Genomic DNA, 19,360 nt, shown 5'->3' with positions numbered 1-19,360 from the left:
ACTTCAGCCGCGGCTGTCGAAGACCACCTTTCCACCCAGAATTGTCAGAACGCAGTGCGTGTCGTTGAGTATGGTGTGCGGTGCGACTTCCAGCAAGTTCTGATTGAAAACGGCAATGTCGGCCAGCTGGCCGGGCACCAGCCGGCCCTTCACATGCTCTGCCTTTTCCATGAAGGCGCCGCCTTCCGTGTAGGCCTGCAAGACCTCGTCCGGGGCAAGGCGCTCGGCCTCGTCCATCACCGTGCCTTTCCACGTCTGGCGGGTGATCATTGCATGGATGTTCGGGAACGGGTTGGGCGAGCAGACCGGTGAATCCGACCCCGTCGATGCGCCCAGTCCCATGCGTTTCCATGTGGCGGAAGGATAGCAGGAACGTGCACGTTCCTCATCCATGACGCTGATATAGCTGTCGCCGAAATCATGCACGAAAGCGAGCTGCGGAGCCGGATAGATGCCCGCCGCCTTCATGCGCTCGTTGAGGCCGTCAGCCAGAAAACCGCAATGCTCGACGCGGTGGCGGCGGTCCGGATCGGGCATCTGCGCCAGCGCCTTTTCATAGGCGGTGACGAGCTGGTCGATCGCCGCGTCGCCGATGGCATGGCAGGCCAGCGAATAGCCGCAGCGGTGCCATTGCATCACCAGCCGCCCGACTTCCTGCGTGGGCAGCATCTGCACGCCGATATTGTCCGGCTCGTCCTTGTAGGGCTTGCTCATCCAGGCAGTACGTCCACCTGCCGACCCGTCGAGGAACAGCTTGACGCCGCCAATGCGCATCATGTCGTCGCCCGTTCCGGTGACGAGGCCCGCGCTCCAGCAATCCTCCACGATGGAGACGCCGGGATCGCCCATCAGCGTGAGCCACACGCGCACCGGAAGCCGCCCCGCAAGCTTTGCCAGCTGGTACGCCTTCATCTCGTCGAAGCCGGTGACATGGCCGAGCGCGGCCTCCATGCAGCTTGTGATGCCGAACGAAAGCAGATGCCTGCCACCGCGTTCGATCGCCTCGATCAGTTCCTCCACCGTGGGGTGGGGTATGATTTTCGTGATCAGGTTCTGCGCGTTTTCGGCCAGAAAACCGTCGAGCCTGCCGTTCGCCTTGCCGATGACGCCGCCGTCCGGCGCTTCGGCCCCGTCGCTTACGCCGGCCTGCGAAAACGCCATGGAATTCGCCACCGAGACGTGGCCGCAGGCGCGCGTGACGAGGACCGGATGGCCGGGAACGGCGCGGTCAAGCTCCTCGCGCGTCGGATGGCGGCCGACGTCGAGCTTTGTCTGGTCGTAGCCGCGCGCGCGGATCCATGCGCCCTGCGGCAACGCCGCGGCCCGTTCGGAAAGGCGGTCGAGCAGCGCCTGCAATGTCGGCGCGGCCGCGGGCGTGACGTCCACCCATCCCATGGTCAGGCCGGTCGAGATCAGGTGAAGGTGATTGTCGTTGAGACCCGGGCAGGCAAAGCGCCCCTCAAGATCTATCGTTTTCGTTCCGGGGCCTTCCAATGCCATCATTTCGGCATCACGGCCGGCTGCTAGTACCTTGCCCTGCCAGACAGCAACTGCTTCTGCCCAGCCATCGGTGTAGCCGCACCAGATCCGACCATTGTGAAGGATCAGATCCGCCACCGGTAGAGATGTCATTCAACCTCCCCTACACTTCTGCTCAGCCCTGCCGGCATGCAGGATCACATTGAGCGTCGTTTTTCCAAGGTGCTGGTTGAAAACCGACATGGCCAATACGGTTTTGGCAAGGTATTATGCATTATTTGCATAATACATGAAAAGTATAGAAATATACGGCTTGGTGTCTGTCCGCAGACACAAGGGAAGGTACCCGGCGTGGAAATAAAGTGGCTTGAGGATTTCGTCGCGCTTGCCGATACATCAAGTTTCTCGCGCGCAGCCGAAATACGCAATGTCACGCAGCCGGCATTCAGCCGGCGCATCCGTCAACTGGAAGCATGGGTGGGCGCGCCACTGATCAACCGTGCCACGATGCCGGCAGAGCTTACACCCGCCGGGCGCAATCTTCTGCCGCTTGCCCAGGACACCATCCGCATGTTCAGCTCGGTTCGCGAAACGCTGCGCCCGCCGGCCGAGCAGGGGCTGGTGCGCTTTGCCGCTCTGCACACGCTCACCGTCACCTTCTTTCCGGGCTGGCTGCAGATGCTGCAATCGCGCGCGCGCCATTTTGGCACGTCCTTCATTGCGGACCGCGGTGGCATCGAGGCCAATCTGCAGGCGCTGACGGACGGCGAGACGGATTTCTTTCTCACCTACACCCATCGTGAAGTTCCGTTTCACCTCGATCGCGAGAAGTTCGCGTCGATCGCCATCGGGACCGACCGGCTCATCCCGGTCGCCTCACCTGAATTGCGCATAGACAGGAAAATCACCCCGATGGCCGGCCTGCTGGACCGCTCCGGTTCCTCGAAGCTGGCCGTGCCTTATCTGGGCTACGGTTACAGTTCCTTCTTCGGTGTCGCTCTGTGCCGCATGTTCGCGAAGAACCCTCCATTCCGGCGCTCCACCGTCCATGAAAGCACGATCAGTGCCAGCCTCAAGGAACTGGCGCTGACCGGGGCCGGCCTGTGCTGGCTGCCGCAGAGCCTCGTCGAGAGGGAGCTGGAACAGGGGCTGCTTGTGCTGTGCGCGGCAGACCCGGCATGGTCCCTCGATCTCGAAATCCGCCTTTACCGCAGCACCGGAAAGTCAGGCCCCATGGTGGAAGCGCTGTGGCGGGCGGCCGGCGAGCCTGCGCTCAGGAATTCATGAAGCGCAATGCCCGCTGGATCTCGAAGAAATCGGCGGAGCTGAAAGCCACCGCACGCGGGCCGCTGGCCTTCGCGCCCGGATACCAGGACGCGCGATAGGCATCGACAGGATTGTTGAACTCGATGACGACCTCGCAGCTTTGCGGAAGGGCCGGAAGATCCGGGAGGCTGGCTTTTCCCAGTGCCTTTTCCACCCCCTCGGCGATTGCCGCCCGCGCGGCTGCCGGGCTCAGCGACAAAGATGCAGCGCCGAAGCCCTGAAGCGTTTCGACCGTGGCAATTCCCGGCACCATGGCGCGTGCGTCGGCACAGATGCCGGCATCTCCGGAAATGAAGGCCACCGGCACGCCATGGCGCGCCGCGCACAGCGCATTGACGGTGAATTCGGAAGCAACTTCACCGTTCAGGATCAGGCGGGAAATGCGCAGGTTGGATGTGTGGGCGAGTGGATTGTCTTCCGTGCCCGCCTTGGAATGATAGCCCGTGCAGAGCGCGGCGCGGAAACCGGAATCCAGCCCGAACATCATGGAATCGGGATGGCCCGGCCAGCCTCTGACGATGCGTGCGCAGGCGGGCAAACGGTCGAGAATGATGTTGCGGCCGCTGTCATGCGCATCCTTGATGAGGATTTCGGTTGCGCCGGCAGCGCGCGCGCCCTCGCAGGCCGCCACGACCTCTGCGGTCATCAGCGCGCGAAACTCGGCGTAGTCGGCATGGCTGCGCTCCGCCTCGCTCCACGTCAGAATGCCGGCAGTGCCTTCAATATCGGCCGAGATGAAGATTTTCATGGTTCCGGAACCCCTCCTGCAGACGAAATTACCATCGCACGGCAGCTTACGCGCCTATGTGTCCGGGGCAAATGCCGCAAGCCAGTCGGCGAGGGAAGGGAAACGCCGGCCATCGCGCCCGATCGTCGCCCTGGCTGCGCACATGGCGTTCAGCACGGCTTCGGAAGTCGCTTCGGCCGCTGCCTGAAACAGCTTGTCGATCTGGTCGTCATCCAGACGCCCGATGGACTGGAAAGCCTGTTTCGGCTTATGGGCCACATGATCTGCCGTGGTGAAGGCAATGGCAATATCGCCGCTGCCATGGCCCCAGAACGAGCCCAGCGAGGCGATGCCCGCCCCTGCCCTGCGAGCCAGCCGCTGCAATTGCCTGTCGCCGAGCGGAATGTCGGTGGCGAGAACGACGATGATCGATCCCTTTTCGGCCTGCGACAGACGTTCAGGATCAGGCCGGCGCCCGTCGGGCAGGATCAGGTCGCCCGCCCGCCCGAAGTTGGACAGCACAAGCGCCCCGAGCACAAAGGAAGCGTCTGCGATCCCGATCTGCCGCGACGCGCTGCCGATGCCGGCCCTGAAGCCGAAGGAGGTCATGCCGCATCCCGCGCCGACGCTGCCCTGCTCCACCGGGCCGGATGCCGCGCAATCCAGCGCCGCGAAGGCATCCTGCGGCGTCACCGCCATGGCCTGAATGTCGTTGATCGCTCCGTCATTGCATTCGCAGACCAGTGCATTGACCGTGGAGGTTTCCCGCCCGATGGCCGGGTTTGCCCCGACAGCCCGCCTGATCAGCGCCTCCATGCAAGGGGCCACGGAAAAGGTGTTGGTCAGCAGAATGGGCGTTTCGATGAGCCCGAGTTCGGCCACCTGCATCAGCCCGGCCGACTTGCCGAAGCCGTTGATGATCTCCACCGCGGCCCGGACCTTGTTGCGAAACAGATCACCGCCATGCGGAAGGATCGCTGTAACGCCCGTTGCCAGACCATTGCCGGACAGCGTTCTGTGACCGACCATGACACCGGCGACGTCGGTGATGGCATTGTGCGGACCGGTGGGCAACTGCCCGACCGTAAGGCCAAAATGCCGTGCTGAGCTCATCGTGGTGACCATCCCCAATGCCGCGCCTGACAAATGCGCGGCAGATCCGGCTCAGGCACGCGCGACCTGACCGCTGTCGTCCAGCGCAATATCGACGTAGATTTTCTGGAGACGCCGTGTCAATGGACCGGGGCTGCCCTCCCCCACCAGCTTCTCGCCGATCCTCACCACCGGCGTCACGAAGCTCGACGCCGAAGTCAGAAAAGCCTCCGCCGCGCCATATGCCTCATCGGGGGAGAATGCGCGCTCCTCCATCCGGATATTCTGTTCCTCGCAAAGACGCAGGACCGCGCGGCGCGTGCAGCCCGGCAAAATCGCCTGCGAGTTCGGACGGGTGACGACAGTGCCGTCATGCGTGATGATGAAGGCGCTGGCCGATGCGCCTTCGGTGATCAGCCCGTCCTCGACCAGCCACACATCATCATAACCTTCCGCGCGCGCCGCCTGCTTGACCATGACCTGTCCGAGCAGCATCACGGTCTTGATGTCGCGGCGTACCCAGCGCGGATCGGGAGCGAGCATGACAGCAATACCATCGGTCTGCGCTTTCGTTCCGGTCAGCTTGCGTGCGGAGGTAAAGGCAAACAGATTGGGCTTCAGATCATCGGCGTAAAGGAAGTCGCGCTTTGCCACGCCCCGCGACACCTGCATGTAAATGGTTCCCTCATCCAGCGCGTTGCGCGAAATAAGCTCGTTCTGGATGGCTTCGATGTCTTCCAGCGGCATGGGCAGCGGAATGCCGATCTCTCCCAGCGAACGGCTGAGACGCTGCAGGTGCAGCTCATTGTCGATCATGCGCCCGCCGATGACAGCGGTGACTTCATAGATCGCGTCAGCGAACAGCAGCCCGCGGTCAAATATGCTGATCCTGGCTTCGTCTTCAGGCACGAAACGCTGATCACAATAGACATAGGCCATCACGGATGCTCCCTGAGAACTGCCGCGCCACCACATGGGCGCATGGTCGAGTGATGACAATCGCCGCGCGAAAAGGCCAATTCCGTTTCTGCAACTCGCGATGCCAAAAATGATATCGGAGGGCCGCTCAGTTCCCATGCAGGAGAGAACAAGCCGCGTCATCGCCAATCGCGCGGCACGAGATCAGGAGTAGAGCGCTTCGTAAACTTTCGCCGCTTTTCGGTCGATCGTCTCGACAAGGCAGTCATAGCCGGATCGGGGGATTTTCGGCGCGGGACGAATTGTCGTGCCTGCTTCTGCCAGAAGCTGCCGGAAATCTTCGACGCATCGCTTTCCCATGGCATCGGTCGAGCCGATCTCGTCAAGCAACGCTTCCTCAACCGAAGTCAAAACGGCACTGTCATTTTTCGTTGTTCGTCTGTGCTGGTCGGGAAGCGTTCCGAAAAGGTCGAACAGCAACCGCAGACCATTGTACAAGCGGTCATTTTTCAACAGTTGGCTCAGGCTGCTCTCTGCCTCTGTGCAAGTCGCGCCGCAAGATTGCCAGTGCCGGAAAACCGAGACGACAAATGCCTCGTCATCCGTCAGATCGGAAAATCCGAGCGGGATAAAATCACTGGCTTTCATAATTCCGGTCCGACACCCATGCAGGCCCTTTCTAACCGCCCGAAGCCGAATCCAAAGTACTATTTTTCAACCCACGGAAGACCTTGTCCGCAGGCTTGCGTTGGCGTACTCGGAAGCCATCGGATTTTTGGGCTGACTGGAGGTCCCGGTAAATGGGACCGATCATCAGCTTCACACAGTTCATGACGTTGGGGATGAGATGAAACTCTACGCGGATTATCTGGCCGAAATCAGCAACCGGAAAGATCAGGGGCTGGCCCCCAAGCCGATCGACGACGGTGCGCTCACCAGCGAGATCATCGCCCTGATCGAGGATGGCGGGAACCCGCACCGGGACGACGCCCTGAAATTCTTCATCTACAACACGCTGCCGGGCACGACCAGCGCGGCCGGCGTCAAGGCGGCCTACCTGAAGAAGATCGTGCTTCGCGAAACCCTCGTGCCGGAGATCACTCCCGACTTCGCGCTCGAACTGCTCTCCCACATGAAGGGCGGGCCTTCGGTTGCCGTGCTGCTCGACATCGCCCTCGGCGATGACGCGACCATCGCCGCCAAAGCCGGCGACGTGCTGAAGACGCAGGTCTTCCTTTACGACGCCGACATGTTCCGCCTGCGCGATGCCTTCAAGGCCAGCAATGCTGTCGCCACCGACATCCTCGAAAGCTATGCGAAGGCCGAGTTCTTCACCAAGCTTCCCGATGTCGAGGATGAGATCAAGGTCGTGACCTTCATCGCCGCCGAAGGCGACATCTCGACCGACCTTCTGTCCCCCGGCAATCAGGCGCATTCGCGCTCGGACCGCGAACTGCACGGCCAGTGCATGATCTCGCCGGAAGCGCAGCAGGAAATCGTCGCGCTGCAAAAGCAGCACCCGGACAAGCGCGTGATGATGATCGCCGAGAAGGGCACGATGGGCGTCGGCTCCTCACGCATGTCGGGCGTGAACAACGTGGCGCTGTGGACCGGCAAGCAGGCCAGCCCCTATGTGCCCTTCGTCAACTACGCCCCGATCGTGGCCGGCACCAACGGTATCTCCCCGATTTTCGCGACCACGGTCGACGTGACCGGCGGCATCGGCATCAACCTCAAGAACTGGACCAAGAAGCTCGGCGAGGACGGCAAGCCGATCCTCAACAACGACGGCAACCCCGTGCTGGAGCAGCAGTTCTCGGTCGAAACGGGAACTGTCCTCAAGATCGACACGAAGAACAGAAAGCTGCGCGATGAGGACGGCACCGAGCTCGTCGACGTCGCCTCCGCCTTCACGCCCCAGAAGATGGAGTTCATGAAGGCCGGCAGTTCCTACGCCATCGTCTTCGGCAAGAAGCTGCAGACCTTCGCCGCCGCCACGCTGGGGGTCGAGCCGACGCCGGTGTTCGCCCCCAACAAGGAAATCTCCGTCGAGGGTCAGGGCCTGACGGCGGTGGAGAAGATCTTCAACCGCAACGCCGTGGGGGTCACCCCCGGCAAGATTCTGCATGCCGGCTCGGATGTGCGCGTCAAGGTCAACATCGTCGGATCGCAGGACACCACCGGCCTGATGACCGCGCAGGAGCTGGAGGCGATGGCGGCGACCGTCATTTCGCCGCTGGTCGACGGCGCCTATCAGTCCGGCTGCCACACGGCTTCCGTCTGGGACAAGAAGGCGCAGGTGAACATCCCGAAGCTCATGTCGTTCATGAACAATTTCGGCGTCATCACCGCGCGTGACCCCAAGGGCGTCTATCACTCGATGACCGACGTCATCCACAAGGTGCTGAACGACATCACCGTGGACGACTGGGACATCATCATCGGCGGCGACAGCCACACCCGCATGTCCAAGGGCGTAGCCTTCGGCGCGGACTCCGGCACCGTTGCGCTGGCGCTGGCCACCGGCGAGGCGACCATGCCGATCCCGCAATCGGTCAAGGTCACGTTCACGGGCCGGATGAAGCCGTGGATGGACTTCCGCGACGTGGTCCATGCAACACAGGCGCAGATGCTCAAGCAGCACGGCGACAACGTGTTCCAGGGCCGCATCATCGAGGTGCATATCGGCACGCTGCTGGCAGACCAGGCCTTCACCTTCACCGACTGGACCGCCGAAATGAAGGCCAAGGCCTCGATCTGCATCAGTCAGGACGAGACGCTGATCGAGTCGCTGGAGATCGCCAAGTCGCGCATCCAGATCATGATCGACAAGGGCATGGACAACGCCGCCCAGACTCTCAAGGGCCTGATCGCCAAGGCCGATGCCCGCATCACCGAGATCCGCCTCGGCGAAAAGCCGGCGCTCGCCCCCGACGAGAATGCGAAATATTTCGCCGAGGTCGTCGTCGATCTAGACCTGATCGACGAGCCCATGATCGCCGATCCCGACGTCAACAATGCCGATGTGTCGCGACGCTATACGCACGACACGATCCGCCCGATTTCCTACTATGGCGGAACCAAGAAGGTCGATCTCGGCTTCGTCGGCTCGTGCATGGTGCACAAGGGAGACATGAAGATCGTCGCCCAGATGCTGAAGAACATCGAGAAGGCCCAAGGCAAGGTCGAGTTCAGGGCGCCGCTGGTTGTCGCCGCCCCGACCTACAACATCATCGACGAGCTGAAGGAAGAAGGCGACTGGGAAATCCTGCAGCGCTATTCCGGCTTCGAGTTCGACGACCTGATGCCGAAGAGCCAGGCGCGCACCGAATACGAGAACATCCTCTATCTGGAGCGCCCCGGCTGCAATCTGTGCATGGGCAATCAGGAAAAGGCGGAGAAGGGCGATACCGTGCTTGCCACCTCGACGCGCCTGTTTCAGGGGCGCGTGGTCGAGGACACCGCCGAGAAGAAGGGCGAGTCGCTTCTGGCTTCCACTCCGGTCGTGGTGCTTTCCGCCATTCTTGGCCGCACGCCGAGCGCCGAGGAATACAGGACCGCAGTCGAGGGGATCGACCTGACGAAATTCGCGCCGCCGAAAACCACTCCGATCGATTCCCTGTCGGTCCATTTCTAGGATTCCGTCTCGTTGATCATCAAAGCAGCCTGCCGACGTGGCGGGCTGCTTCCGGTGCCTGCGCAAGTTCCTTAAAAGCTGACGGTTGTGGTTCCGCCCTTCGTCGGCCTTGTGCCTTGCGGATTCATCGGCCGGTCACCTTCGCACCGGCCGATGGTTGCATCGGCAGCCGCAGGACTATATCCGGAGGAAAAGCCAGCCACGACCTGCCTCTGTCACCCCGGCCGGTCTCAGCCGTTTCTCTCAGACCCGGTTCCAGGAAGCGTAGCAGATGCATGGTGAGTACAAGGTTCCCGGCGGCAAGCTGATCGTCGCGGACATCGAAACGGCGCATGAGCGGATCGCATCGGCGCAGATATCCGGCGATTTCTTCCTTGAACCGGAAGAGGCTCTCGGCGCCCTTTCTCAGGCGCTGGTCGGTCTTGCCGGAACAGCTTCCGTGCAGGAGATCGCAGCAGCGATCCGCGCGGCTCTGCCAGAAGGCGCGCAGCTCTTCGGCTTCACGCCCGAAGCCGTGGCCATCGCCGTGCGCCGCGCCCTTGGTATCGCCAAGACCTGGCAGGATTTTGAGTGGAACATCATCGACGCCAAGGCGGTGACACCCGCCATGCATGTGGCGCTGGACGAGGTTCTGGCGCGTGAGGTTGCCAGCGGCAGGCGGGCTCCGACGCTGCGGTTCTGGACATGGGAGAGGTCCGCCATCATCATCGGATCGTTCCAGTCGCTGAAGAACGAGGTCGATCTGGAGGCGGCGAAGGAACTGGGTGTCGAGGTCGTGCGCCGCGCCACGGGAGGCGGTGCGATGTTCGTTGAGCCGGGCTCCGCGATCACCTATTCGCTCTACGCTCCCGTGGACCTTGTGGCGGACATGGGCTTTGCCGATTCCTACGCCTTCCTCGACAACTGGGTGCTGAAGGCCCTGAACGCCATCGGCATCGAAGCCGTCTATAAGCCGCTCAACGACATCAGCAGCCCGAACGGCAAGATCGGCGGCGCCGCACAGAAGCGTTTTGGCAGCACCACCGTGCTGCACCATGTGACTATGGCCTATGACATGGACGCCGACAAGATGATGCGGGTGCTGCGGATCGGCCGCGAAAAGCTGTCGGACAAGGGAACGGCAAGTGCCGGCAAGCGCGTCGACCCAGTGCGCAGCCAGAGCGGCCTGTCGCGCGACGACGTCATCGCCGCGATGAAAAACACCTTCGTGGAGCTAAACGGCGGTGTTGCGGGCGATATCACCGAGGCCGAATATCAGGCGGCAGCGGCGCTGGTTGAATCGAAATACGGCACTGAGGAATGGCTTTACAAGCTGCCCTGAGATGAAAGCCGCACAGGGCTCTGCCCCGGGCGGCTTCTGCGTTTCATCCGAAGCGGCGAAACGCTACCGCGCCGGAACCGAAGCCCAGCCGTAGTTCTGCTTCAGGAATTCGGCCGCCGCGTCCGAGCGCAGCGCCTGCACCACAGCTTTTGTCTTCGGGTCGTCCAGATCCCTTGCATTCACCGCAAAGCTGATCGCGTAAGCGTCGGTAATCCCGTTGCGCTCTTCGACATAAAGACGCTCGGCATCGCCTTCGAGTTCAAGCGAACGGGCGAAGGTCGGATACATGACCGCAAGCTTGCGCCCCGCCTCGTCATAGGCGCCGGCAGTGGCCGCAAGAGGCGTCTGGACGAATTTCAGGTTCCGGGGATTGGCGGTGATATCGGCAGGTGAGGCTTCATAGATCGCGCCCTCGCCCAGTTCGACAAGACCGGCGCTCTGCAGCAGCAGCAGGGCGCGGGCCGTGTTCACGCCATCATTGGGAATGAAGACCGTCTCACCGTCGGGAATGGCGTCCAGACTGGAATAGGCCCCGGAATAGAGCGCAAAGGTCGCGTGATAGACCGGCTGGGCGATCGCCAGCTTCGCGCCTGTGCGGTCGTTGAATATGTCCATGTAGAGCTTGTGCTGGATCAGATTTCCGTCGATCTCGCCATTGGCCAGCGCAGGGTTTGCCTCCGCGTAATTGAGAAAAACGGTCTTCTCGACCTTGTAACCCGCGGCCTCGATTTCCGGCGCGATGGCGGTGAGAATGTCCGGTTTCGTGTCGTCGGCCGAATGGAACGGAAAGAACGACACGCCCAGCCTGATCGTCTCCTGCGCCTGCGCGGCGCCTGTAAGCAGAGATAATGCAGCCAGCATGGTTGCGGCTAGTCTTGCTATGTTTTTCATGAATTCCGGGCCTTCCCTTTTCCATCGAGTTTTCTGGCGAGGGCGGACCCTGAAAGCTGGATAAATTGCACGAACAGGGTCATCAGGAGAATGATGACCCACATGAGCTGCTGGTTCCACATATAGAAACCTTCCTGCAAAGCCAGATAGCCGATTCCGCCGCCGGCAATAACCCCCACCACCGTCGAATAGGCGATCAGGCTGATGATCGCGGAGGTATAGCCCAGGATCAGCGCCGCGCGCGCTTCGACGAGAACGAATTCCGTTATCAGTTGCCAGCGGTTCGCCGAGAGGGCGTGCGCCGTGTGGTAGAGCTGCGGATTGATGTCTGCGACAGCCTGCTCGACCAGCCGTGTGACGACGGCAACCCCTACGATCGTAAGCGACACCATCGAGGCGTAGATTCCGTAGGCCGTTCCGACCAGAAACCGCGCCAGCGGGGCCACAATGATCAGCAGCAGGATGAACGGCACCGAGCGTATGAGGTTGACCGCGACGGACAGCGGAGCGGCAAGGACCGGGCTTTCCCAGATGGCGCCGCGCTGACTGAGCGACAGGAATATCCCTGCTGCCGTGCCAAGCACCGCGGCGATCGCGAAGGACACCGCGACCATGTAGAAGGTCTCGACAAACCCGGTAGCGATCTGGCCGCCGAACCGGGTCCAGGTCTGCGTGAACCAGTCAAACATCGTGCGGCGTGCCCCACAGCGCCTCGATCGGATCGACGCGGAAATCCACGGAATTTCTGATCGGGCCCATGCGCCGGACCGCACCGTCTTCAAGGTGCAGCACCCGGTCGCACATGTAGCGAACAACGTCCAGATGATGGGCCACCAGTATCATGGCCATGGAATAGTTGCGCTGCGCCTTTTTCAGAAGGTCCAGTATTTCCCTGCTGGTCTGAGCATCGAGGGCCGAGGTCGGCTCGTCCAGAAACAGCACCTGCGGATCCGTGACCAAAGCGCGGGCAATGGCCACGCGCTGCGCCTCGCCGCCGGAGAGGGTGATGGGATAAGCTTCTGCCTTCGCTTTGAGGCCGACGAAATCCAGCATCTCACGCGCCTTCTGCGTGCCTTCCGTGCGCCCCACCTTCCGCAGCTTCAAAGGCAGGGCAACATTTTCCAGAACGCTGCGATTGTAGAGCAGGCTGAACCCCTGAAATACGGTGGAGGTCCTTCGCGTTACATCGCGCACGACCGACCTGGGGGTGCTGTCTTCAATTGTGGTGGCGCCGAAATTCAGGGTGCCGCTGTCGGGGGGCATCTGCAGGCTGAGCACGCGCAGGAGCGTCGTCTTGCCCGCGCCGCTCTTGCCGACGACGCCGAGAACTTCGCGAGGGCCCACCCGGAAACTGATGTCTGAGAGCGCCGCAGTCCGGCCGCCCTTGCCGGGGGCGTGGAACGTCTTTGTGAGGTTGTGAACCTCGATGACCGGATTATCGTTCAGCATCGTTACCGCTTCGGCTTTGCGCTGTATCCATCAGACCACAAGCAGATGCGGGCCGGTCTTGCCATCGTGCCGGACCTCGCGGGGAGCCCCGCAGGAATGCCGGCGACCGAAATCCAGTGCGAGCGCCATCAGTTCCTCATCCATCTCGCCTTCGGTAAGATCGAGCAGGAAATCGTTGCCTGCCTCGACATGGTTCCTGCGCAACTGATGCAGGAGCAGGAGCAGCAGCCTCTCGTCGCGGGTCACCTCGGCCGCATGAGCGGTGTCTGCCATGTCCAGCGTCTGAAGCCTGTCGCCCTTCACCCGCAAAAGCGCGTCCGAAATATGGGCAAGGCCATAAGCCAGCGGAAGACCTGTTCGCACCCCCCAGCGGGCTGCAGCGGCGCGGTAGGCGAAATTCCACGAACCTCGCCCGGGATTACGACACGTTTCCACAAGTCCCCTCAAAAGCGGCAGAAGCGCCTGCTCAAACGCATCGCAGCCGATGACATCGAGAGGCAGCAATTCGGCATCGCTGGGATCATGATGACAGCTGATGCCCTTTTCTCGCAGCATGGCTGGCTCCGGCTTCGGTGCAATTGCGAATAATATTCCCTTACCTTGCGATCCGGACGGCTGTCGCCTGCGGGCACGAAGCCCGGCATCTGCGCTGGGTAAAGTGGTTATAGTCCGAAACAGCGCGCGGCCATACTCCTTAAAGGCACGGCCAGACGTTTTCCGGAGTGATCCCCACCCTCACGCTACTCCTCTTTCAAGCCTTCGTTCTTTGGAAACCTTCTGAAATGGGCGCTGGCCGACTCATCGGCCTCACTGATTTTCTGTCCTGATGCCTTGGGCCTGAAAGTCAGAAACCGAAAGCATCCGTGCAAACTGCAGCCATGGTGGTCATAAGACTGTCCGTTCAAATGCCGTTTTCATCCCGGCTCGATCTTTGAAATCCCATTCCTCCGGCGCCGGTCCATACGCGACGTACGTTCTCGACCCGTGCGAGCCGCATACTCTACTAAATCCATAGATTTCAGCAGCGCAAACTGTGCAGCCGGCGCGCGCGAGGTAAGGCTCCACGCTCATCCGCGTTCGCTCTGTTTCGAAATTCTATGGTGGCGCAAAGGTCCTCAATGAGGTCTCGATGGATGTCCGCAGTGGAGAGGTCCGCTGCATCATCGGGCCCTCCGGTTCCGGCAAGAGCACTTTGCTGCGCTGCCTGAATGCGCTGACGGGCTTCGACAGCGGCGCCATCGTCGTTGGCGATACACGGGTCGCCGTCTCAAGATGAGGGTTGCGGTCCGGTGCCGGATTCACGTCGAATACCGGCGACAAGCGCCACTGACCCGCCCCCACATAGAGGAAGCCGTGGTTCTTCAGGTGATCGTCTTTGTTGCACACGAGGATCGTGAAGATCAGACGCCGATAGAGTTCGCGGAAATCGTCAGAGGGATCGGGTGAGTAAGCCCGCATGAAATCAACGATCTCAATATAGGACCCCAGTTCCGCTCCTGTCTTGCCGAGTGCAGTGCGCGCGGAAATATAGGGAATCCGTGCGGCCCCACGGCGGTCGAACCGCTGGATCAGCGCAACCGGGAACGGCGTGTCCGCCAGTTCCAGCCGTGCCTCGGGCGTGCGGATACCGCAGGCCGCCGCCAAGCGCAGCGTCGCGACCTCGACGCGCTCGATCGGCTGCTGATCGTGGACCGAGGTGAACTTCGCCAGCCACAGCGCATCGCCGTCCCTGACATTGGCTTTGGGGCGAGCACCGCCGGAGCCGCCGGCGCCGGCCAGAGCCTGCATTTCCTCTGGCGAGATTTCCTTGCCTTGCTCATAGGCCCGCGCGATCGCCGTGATGGTTTCCAGATCGACCAGACGCGGAACGGCGTCCGCTGCCTTGCCGCGAATGACCTCGCCCTTGTCATCCAGAAAGCGCAACGCGCCCTGCCGGCAGGTATCGTCGGAAAGCGTCAGATATTCGAATTCGTTGAGACCATTGCCATAGGCACGTTCGAGGAGCCGGCGTCCCCAACTGTCCGGAGCCGCATCGGCGAAAACGCCGGCCAATGCGTCACGCATGTTGCCGGGCTGTCCCGAAGTGTGGAACGGGCCGGCCTCAAGAGGGAAATCGGGCTGTATGGCGAAGGCGCGCGGGTTTTCGATCCATTCTGGACCATAGGCGAAAGTAGAGAACTGCCGTGGCCCGGTATGGGTGAAACGCAACTGCCCCACCGATGCCCGGCCTTCGCCAAGCGCGACATGGGCGATGAAATCTGCCATCAGAAGGAAGCCCCGTCAGGGTCGACAACGTCCTGTCGATCCTGCCCTTCGTCCGTCTGAGCCTTCTGCTTTTTCAGCCTTGCCGCGAATGAGCGGCCACGCCGCAGTCCGTGCTCCGCCGTCAGCGCCAGGCCCAGATCGTCCTTGCGGATGTCGATCAGGTCAGCGAGCCGTTCCAGAAGGCCCAGAACAACAAGAATGTCGGCAAGCGTTCCAATGGCGACACCGGGATCACCCCGTTCGAGGCGGGCGATGGAACTCGGCGAGGTTCCTGCGCGCACGGCGAGATCCGCCACAGCGATACCACGTCGCAGACGCGCGTTGCGGATATCCTGGCCCAGTCGTTCCAGTGCGGGTTTTGCCTTAGGGGAACCCACATTAACCATCCATATCTGACGAAATACAGCTTTGAATTAGTCATATATGGCTAATTAACGCCTGGATCAAGATTTCCAGCCGTACTCCCGGCAGCGTGAGCGTTTCGTTTCGGCATCTTGGGGGAAAATCATGTTCCTGATCTTCCTAGCCATTTGCGGTCAGCGCCTCGAGATAGGGCCGCATGATCGTGCCGACCGCCCCTCGCTCAGCCTGCCTGGCAATCTCGCCCGGCGTCGTCTTGCGCTGGCGCAGCGCCTCCTGAAGGCCTTCCATTGCCACGGACAGGCCAATCTTATTCCGATACCGGAAGCAATCGGCGATCGTCTTTGTGATGCCGAAGACCTTCACGGGCACCCCCTCGACAGGGTGGGTTTCAACCTCTTCGGCAAGCAGACGATCTGTGAAACGCACCAGCCGAATGGGTGTGCCGCCAGATTTCGGGGACCAGTCCTTCTGACCCACGGCGAGCCAAACCTTCCTCGGCAGTTGATCGGTCAGCCTGTGGAACGACAGGGCCGAAACGAGGCAGACCACGCCCTTCGGAACCCGTTTAGTCACCTCAGCGAGACTGTGGTGAATGTCGAGCGGCGCGTCTGAAAGTTGATAAAGTCCTCGCGCGAGCCGAAGCACCTCGCCGTCGCGTTCCATACGGCTCATGGTGGCAGCCGTTACACCGGCCGCGCGCAGCTCTGCCAGGCGCGAAATTCCGCGCGCGGTCAGCACGGCATGGGCAATCTGGCGTTGGGACATGGATGGCAGCACGATACGTAAACTCGGAACATAGAGCCTATTATCCGAGGATTTGTATCACTCTTCGTAGGGCGAGGAAAGGACCAGAGTACGTTCGCACCGGGTGGGGGAAAGCCTTCCCCTGCGCCCGAGCCCACGGTCTCGGCCGACCCCTTCTGCGGGGAGACCCCGCAACGCCCCCTGAGAGTGAGAGTGCGGAGGGATTTTCCGTGACGGGTTGAGGGCTGGAGAAGAGGTGTCCGGCGCCCGTCATGGAGATTGGTCCCATGACCCAGGTTTCAGTTCTCGATGCGCGCCGCGACGACAGTGGCGGTTACAAGGTCGATGTCGGCCGCGGCGAGCGGATCGGCCGTGTTTCGTCGAAGTGGTTTTCCCGGCCGGCAGACGAGCGGTATCTGTCGTTGTCCGAACTGGCGCACTCCGTTCGCGACCGGACGCGCGTGGTGGAAAGCGCGCTCATCCATGTGGAGGCAAACCGCAGCGACGCAGAGCGATTTGCGCTCATTCTGCCAGGCACGGATACGCCCATCGCCCCCACCAATTGGAGCTTCGGCCAACTGGCCAGCCTAGTCGGGGCGCCGGCCGCCTATCTGCGCCAGCTCCCGGCGCCGCTCGCCGCGATCAACCTGCAATATGGCCTGACGTCCAATCGGGCGGAGCAGATCAAGACGCTCGAAACCGATAGCGGCCGCGTCGAGCTGCGCGCCGTCATCGGCCCGGAGGCTCGCCTCGGTCTCTCAGGCGCTCCTCGACGTCTACGCCGAGAATGACATGACGCCGGAGCAACTCATGGCGTTCACGGTTTCCGACGACCATGCTCGCCAGCAGCAGGTCTGCGACGCGATCAAGGAACCCTATCAGATCCGGCGCATGCTGACCGAGACGACGGTGCGCGCTTCCGACAAGCTCCGCTCAAGCGCCATCTCTACGCCCGATCAACTCCGCCGGGATTAAAGCTGCTTGACTCCGAGCCGTCACCCCTCGCCAGCAAGGCGGCGTCTCAGATGCGGACGGCGTCATAGCCGCCATCTCCGAGCAGCCACTGCGACAATGACGGTACGTCCAGCAGCGCTGCCGCCCGCCCGCTGTAGCTAAACACATACACTTGCAGACATATATATATTGGCGTATGTTTAGCTATGACAAGCACTGTGCAGCAGCGGTTGATGGTGATTTCTGAGCCAAACCGCTTCCAAATCGTCGAATTACTGAGAGATGGCCCACGCTCCGTCGGCGCCATTGTCGATGCCCTTGTTATGGGACAGCCGCAGGTATCTCGACATCTGCGGCTGCTCGCGGAGGCAGAGGTGGTCGAGGCCGCGAGACACGCAAGGCGTAGAATTTATCGGCTCCGACCAGACACGATGCTCGAGCTCAGCGATTGGGCGCAGCAGTTCGCCAGCCTGTGGTCCGAACGGATGGACCGCCTCGGCTCCTTCCTTGAAGGAACGGAACAGTGATGGCTCAGCGCTTCTCCGAAGACGGCGTTGTGATCGACCGAGCACGTAACACCATCGGCATCATTCGCATCTACGCCGCCAATGTTAGCCGAGCGTGGTGGGCATGGACCGATGCTGAGGCGATCACACAGTGGTGGGGTCCGGCAGGCTGGGCCGCAACTGTATACGAGATGGACGTTCGCCCTGGCGGTCGTTGGCGGTTCCAGCTCGCCCCGGTCGACGGATCGGCGAAACCGGTCCGCGGCGTCGCTATCTATGAGCGTGTCATCCCGAATGCTGAACTGGCTTACGAAGACGCCTTCGCGGATGAGGCGTGGCAGCCGGACGGCAGCGGCTCCTTCCCGACTTCGGTCACCTTTGCCGCCGCCGACGCAGGATGCCGCGTCGAGATAATCGCGAGCTTCCCGGACGGAGAGGCATTGCGGCGAGCTGTCCGGTTGCGGATGGCCGAAGGCTACGCGGAGGCCTTGGACCGGCTCGGCCACTTGCTTGGAACATTGGAGGCACACACTGCCATGAAGACCATCACGTCCGCAGACGGGACCACGATTGCCTACGAGAAGATAGGGGCCGGCCCGGCCATCATCGTAATCAGTAACGTTGCGGAGGATCACACCGGCGTCGCCGGCCTAGCCGAGGCCCTCTCTAAGCACTTCACCGTGGTCAGTTTTGATCGGCGGGGCCGCGGCGCCAGCGGTGACCCTCAGCCGTACGATCCGTCCCGCGAACTCGAAGACATCGCGGCGCTGATCGAGATAGCAGGCGGCTCCGCGGCCCTGACCAGCGGTTCTGGCGCTTGTGCAATCACGCTCGACGCAGCGAGCGCTCTAGGCTCAGGACTCATTGGTCAGATCCAGAAGATGACGGCTGCGGCGATGCATATCGCTGAGAAGAAGGTGTGAGCGCATCGGTCGTAGCGTGTGGCGATGCGGCGCCAGTCCTTGAGCTTGGCGAACAGGTTCTCGACCTTGTGGCGCTGACGGTAGAGGGTCTTGTCGTAATCGAACGGGACTTTGCGACTGCGGCTCGATGGGATGCACGGCTCGATGCCCCTGGCTTTGAGTTCAGCGCGGAACCAGGCGCTGTCGTAGCCTCGGTCGGCGATCAGATGCGACGCGGTCGGTAATGCATCGAGCACGAGGCGGGCACCCTTGTGATCGCTCATCTGACCTTCCGACAATAGCAGGATGATCGGCCGGCCGTCGCCGTCGCAGACAGTGTGAAGCTTGGAGTTCAGTCCGCCCTTGGTTCGCCCGATACGACGGGGAACATCCCCTTTTTGAGCAGGCTCGCCGCCGTGCGGTGGGCCTTCAGGTGTGTCGCATCGATCATGATGCGCTCTGGCTTCGGCCCTTCGCCCGCCAGCCCGGCGAAGATGCGATCGAAGACACCCAATCGGCTCCAGCGGATGAAGCGGTTGTAGAGCGTCTTGTGCGGGCCGTAATCCTTCGGCGCGTCCTTCCACTGCAAGCCGTTGCGGATCACGTAGACGATCCCGCTCACAACCCGCCGGTCATCTACTCTCGGAACCCCGTGCCACAACGGGAAGTACGGCGATATGCGCGCCATCTGGCACTCGCTCAGCAGAAACAAATCACCCATCACGGCCTCCTTCAGCAAAGACCGTGAATCACAGATCAAACCAAATTAATAGGTCCTGAGCCTAG

18 protein-coding genes and 3 pseudogenes are annotated in these 19,360 nt (G+C 61.8%); 8 read left to right on the top strand and 13 right to left on the bottom strand.

The window, feature by feature from the left end; all coding sequences use genetic code 11:
• Nucleotides 1–3: 3 nt before the first annotated feature.
• Nucleotides 4–1,632, bottom strand: coding sequence for an amidohydrolase (locus AC5XE7_RS07850; protein WP_495365558.1), 1,629 nt, complete (start codon nt 1,630–1,632; stop codon nt 4–6).
• 198 nt (nt 1,633–1,830) lie between these two features.
• Here AC5XE7_RS07850 and AC5XE7_RS07845 point away from each other — a divergent pair, with 198 nt between their 5' ends.
• Nucleotides 1,831–2,766, top strand: coding sequence for a LysR family transcriptional regulator (locus AC5XE7_RS07845; protein ID WP_280198907.1), 936 nt, complete (start codon nt 1,831–1,833; stop codon nt 2,764–2,766).
• Here the strand turns inward: AC5XE7_RS07845 and AC5XE7_RS07840 are convergent.
• The 4 genes from AC5XE7_RS07840 to AC5XE7_RS07825 all read right to left on the bottom strand — a co-directional run bounded on the left by AC5XE7_RS07840 (nt 2,753) and on the right by AC5XE7_RS07825 (nt 6,190).
• Nucleotides 2,753–3,553 carry a M55 family metallopeptidase gene (locus AC5XE7_RS07840; RefSeq protein ID WP_495365557.1) on the bottom strand — a complete coding sequence of 267 codons (801 nt, stop codon included), beginning with the start codon at nt 3,551–3,553 and terminating at the stop codon, nt 2,753–2,755. The genes AC5XE7_RS07845 and AC5XE7_RS07840 overlap by 14 nt on opposite strands.
• A gap of 54 nt (nt 3,554–3,607) precedes the next feature.
• Nucleotides 3,608–4,645, bottom strand: coding sequence for a DmpA family aminopeptidase (locus tag AC5XE7_RS07835; protein WP_495365556.1), 1,038 nt, complete (start codon nt 4,643–4,645; stop codon nt 3,608–3,610).
• 51 nt (nt 4,646–4,696) lie between these two features.
• A complete protein-coding gene (locus tag AC5XE7_RS07830) occupies nt 4,697–5,563 on the bottom strand; it encodes a D-amino-acid transaminase (RefSeq protein ID WP_495365555.1) in 867 nt (288 codons plus the stop codon).
• Between the two features lie 183 nt (nt 5,564–5,746).
• Nucleotides 5,747–6,190, bottom strand: coding sequence for a hypothetical protein (locus AC5XE7_RS07825; RefSeq protein ID WP_495365554.1), 444 nt, complete (start codon nt 6,188–6,190; stop codon nt 5,747–5,749).
• A 199-nt stretch (nt 6,191–6,389) separates the two neighbouring features.
• Here AC5XE7_RS07825 and AC5XE7_RS07820 point away from each other — a divergent pair, with 199 nt between their 5' ends.
• Nucleotides 6,390–9,179, top strand: coding sequence for a bifunctional aconitate hydratase 2/2-methylisocitrate dehydratase (locus tag AC5XE7_RS07820; RefSeq protein WP_495365553.1), 2,790 nt, complete (start codon nt 6,390–6,392; stop codon nt 9,177–9,179).
• A 271-nt stretch (nt 9,180–9,450) separates the two neighbouring features.
• Nucleotides 9,451–10,500 (top strand): lipoate-protein ligase LplAB, encoded by a 1,050-nt coding sequence (gene lplAB / locus AC5XE7_RS07815; protein WP_495365552.1) that lies wholly within the window; start codon nt 9,451–9,453, stop codon nt 10,498–10,500.
• A gap of 63 nt (nt 10,501–10,563) precedes the next feature.
• Here lplAB and AC5XE7_RS07810 read toward each other — a convergent pair whose 3' ends face one another.
• From AC5XE7_RS07810 to AC5XE7_RS07795, 4 genes are read right to left on the bottom strand one after another with little or no spacing between them, the layout of a single operon-like run.
• Complete coding sequence (locus tag AC5XE7_RS07810; RefSeq protein ID WP_495365551.1) at nt 10,564–11,391, bottom strand: MetQ/NlpA family ABC transporter substrate-binding protein; 828 nt, start codon at nt 11,389–11,391, stop codon at nt 10,564–10,566.
• Nucleotides 11,388–12,080 (bottom strand): methionine ABC transporter permease, encoded by a 693-nt coding sequence (locus AC5XE7_RS07805; protein ID WP_495365550.1) that lies wholly within the window; start codon nt 12,078–12,080, stop codon nt 11,388–11,390. The genes AC5XE7_RS07810 and AC5XE7_RS07805 overlap by 4 nt, the downstream gene beginning before the upstream one ends.
• A complete protein-coding gene (locus AC5XE7_RS07800; protein ID WP_495365549.1) occupies nt 12,073–12,840 on the bottom strand; it encodes an ATP-binding cassette domain-containing protein in 768 nt (255 codons plus the stop codon). Before AC5XE7_RS07800 ends, AC5XE7_RS07805 begins: the two co-directional genes overlap by 8 nt.
• 30 nt (nt 12,841–12,870) lie before the next feature.
• Complete coding sequence (locus tag AC5XE7_RS07795) at nt 12,871–13,395, bottom strand: hypothetical protein (protein ID WP_495365548.1); 525 nt, start codon at nt 13,393–13,395, stop codon at nt 12,871–12,873.
• 574 nt (nt 13,396–13,969) lie between these two features.
• Between AC5XE7_RS07795 and AC5XE7_RS07790 the strand changes: the two genes are divergently transcribed.
• Entirely contained in the window at nt 13,970–14,116 is a 147-nt protein-coding gene (locus tag AC5XE7_RS07790; RefSeq protein WP_495365864.1) for an ATP-binding cassette domain-containing protein, read from the top strand.
• On the opposite strand, the pseudogene AC5XE7_RS07785 reads toward AC5XE7_RS07790, so the two are convergent.
• The 3 genes and pseudogenes from AC5XE7_RS07785 to AC5XE7_RS07775 all read right to left on the bottom strand — a co-directional run.
• Nucleotides 14,104–15,105: pseudogene (locus tag AC5XE7_RS07785) on the bottom strand (type II toxin-antitoxin system HipA family toxin); the annotation flags it as partial. The gene AC5XE7_RS07790 and the pseudogene AC5XE7_RS07785 sit on opposite strands and share 13 nt — an antisense overlap.
• Nucleotides 15,105–15,491 (bottom strand): helix-turn-helix domain-containing protein, encoded by a 387-nt coding sequence (locus AC5XE7_RS07780; RefSeq protein WP_495365547.1) that lies wholly within the window; start codon nt 15,489–15,491, stop codon nt 15,105–15,107. The pseudogene AC5XE7_RS07785 and the gene AC5XE7_RS07780, both read right to left, overlap by 1 nt.
• 136 nt (nt 15,492–15,627) lie before the next feature.
• A complete protein-coding gene (locus AC5XE7_RS07775) occupies nt 15,628–16,233 on the bottom strand; it encodes a type IV toxin-antitoxin system AbiEi family antitoxin domain-containing protein (RefSeq protein WP_495365546.1) in 606 nt (201 codons plus the stop codon).
• Nucleotides 16,234–16,499: 266 nt separating this feature from the next.
• Here AC5XE7_RS07775 and AC5XE7_RS07770 point away from each other — a divergent pair.
• From AC5XE7_RS07770 to AC5XE7_RS07755, 4 genes and pseudogenes are all read left to right on the top strand, one after another.
• Nucleotides 16,500–16,955 (top strand): annotated as a pseudogene (locus AC5XE7_RS07770) (DUF932 domain-containing protein); the annotation flags it as partial.
• Nucleotides 16,954–17,139 (top strand): annotated as a pseudogene (locus tag AC5XE7_RS07765) (hypothetical protein); the annotation flags it as partial. The pseudogenes AC5XE7_RS07770 and AC5XE7_RS07765, both read left to right, overlap by 2 nt.
• 233 nt (nt 17,140–17,372) lie before the next feature.
• Nucleotides 17,373–17,693, top strand: coding sequence for an ArsR/SmtB family transcription factor (locus AC5XE7_RS07760; RefSeq protein WP_495365545.1), 321 nt, complete (start codon nt 17,373–17,375; stop codon nt 17,691–17,693).
• Nucleotides 17,693–18,595 (top strand): SRPBCC domain-containing protein, encoded by a 903-nt coding sequence (locus AC5XE7_RS07755; RefSeq protein WP_495365544.1) that lies wholly within the window; start codon nt 17,693–17,695, stop codon nt 18,593–18,595. Before AC5XE7_RS07760 ends, AC5XE7_RS07755 begins: the two co-directional genes overlap by 1 nt.
• Here AC5XE7_RS07755 and AC5XE7_RS07750 read toward each other — a convergent pair.
• Nucleotides 18,541–19,295, bottom strand: a protein-coding gene (locus AC5XE7_RS07750; protein WP_495365543.1) for an IS5 family transposase whose coding sequence is annotated in 2 segments (ribosomal slippage) — nt 18,541–18,962 and nt 18,962–19,295 — 756 coding nt in all. Because the reading frame shifts where the segments join, the coding sequence is not laid out codon by codon here. The genes AC5XE7_RS07755 and AC5XE7_RS07750 overlap by 55 nt on opposite strands.
• Nucleotides 19,296–19,360 lie beyond the last annotated feature (65 nt).

The organism is Aquamicrobium sp. YD-1-mutant5, assembly GCF_059509755.1.
This window is presented reverse-complemented; position numbering and strand designations above follow the sequence as displayed.

Excerpts from the sequence above, each read along its gene's own strand:
- AC5XE7_RS07850 (WP_495365558.1), bottom strand. The coding sequence starts at position 1,632 with ATGACATCTCTACCGGTGGCGGATCTGATCCTTCACAATGGTCGGATC.
- AC5XE7_RS07840 (WP_495365557.1), bottom strand. The coding sequence starts at position 3,553 with ATGAAAATCTTCATCTCGGCCGATATTGAAGGCACTGCCGGCATTCTG.
- AC5XE7_RS07835 (WP_495365556.1), bottom strand. The coding sequence starts at position 4,645 with ATGAGCTCAGCACGGCATTTTGGCCTTACGGTCGGGCAGTTGCCCACC.
- AC5XE7_RS07830 (WP_495365555.1), bottom strand. The coding sequence starts at position 5,563 with ATGGCCTATGTCTATTGTGATCAGCGTTTCGTGCCTGAAGACGAAGCC.
- AC5XE7_RS07825 (WP_495365554.1), bottom strand. The coding sequence starts at position 6,190 with ATGAAAGCCAGTGATTTTATCCCGCTCGGATTTTCCGATCTGACGGAT.
- AC5XE7_RS07820 (WP_495365553.1), top strand. The coding sequence starts at position 6,390 with ATGAAACTCTACGCGGATTATCTGGCCGAAATCAGCAACCGGAAAGAT.
- lplAB (WP_495365552.1), top strand. The coding sequence starts at position 9,451 with ATGCATGGTGAGTACAAGGTTCCCGGCGGCAAGCTGATCGTCGCGGAC.
- AC5XE7_RS07810 (WP_495365551.1), bottom strand. The coding sequence starts at position 11,391 with ATGAAAAACATAGCAAGACTAGCCGCAACCATGCTGGCTGCATTATCT.
- AC5XE7_RS07805 (WP_495365550.1), bottom strand. The coding sequence starts at position 12,080 with ATGTTTGACTGGTTCACGCAGACCTGGACCCGGTTCGGCGGCCAGATC.
- AC5XE7_RS07800 (WP_495365549.1), bottom strand. The coding sequence starts at position 12,840 with ATGCTGAACGATAATCCGGTCATCGAGGTTCACAACCTCACAAAGACG.
- AC5XE7_RS07795 (WP_495365548.1), bottom strand. The coding sequence starts at position 13,395 with ATGCTGCGAGAAAAGGGCATCAGCTGTCATCATGATCCCAGCGATGCC.
- AC5XE7_RS07790 (WP_495365864.1), top strand. The coding sequence starts at position 13,970 with ATGGATGTCCGCAGTGGAGAGGTCCGCTGCATCATCGGGCCCTCCGGT.
- AC5XE7_RS07780 (WP_495365547.1), bottom strand. The coding sequence starts at position 15,491 with ATGGTTAATGTGGGTTCCCCTAAGGCAAAACCCGCACTGGAACGACTG.
- AC5XE7_RS07775 (WP_495365546.1), bottom strand. The coding sequence starts at position 16,233 with ATGTCCCAACGCCAGATTGCCCATGCCGTGCTGACCGCGCGCGGAATT.
- AC5XE7_RS07760 (WP_495365545.1), top strand. The coding sequence starts at position 17,373 with ATGACAAGCACTGTGCAGCAGCGGTTGATGGTGATTTCTGAGCCAAAC.
- AC5XE7_RS07755 (WP_495365544.1), top strand. The coding sequence starts at position 17,693 with ATGGCTCAGCGCTTCTCCGAAGACGGCGTTGTGATCGACCGAGCACGT.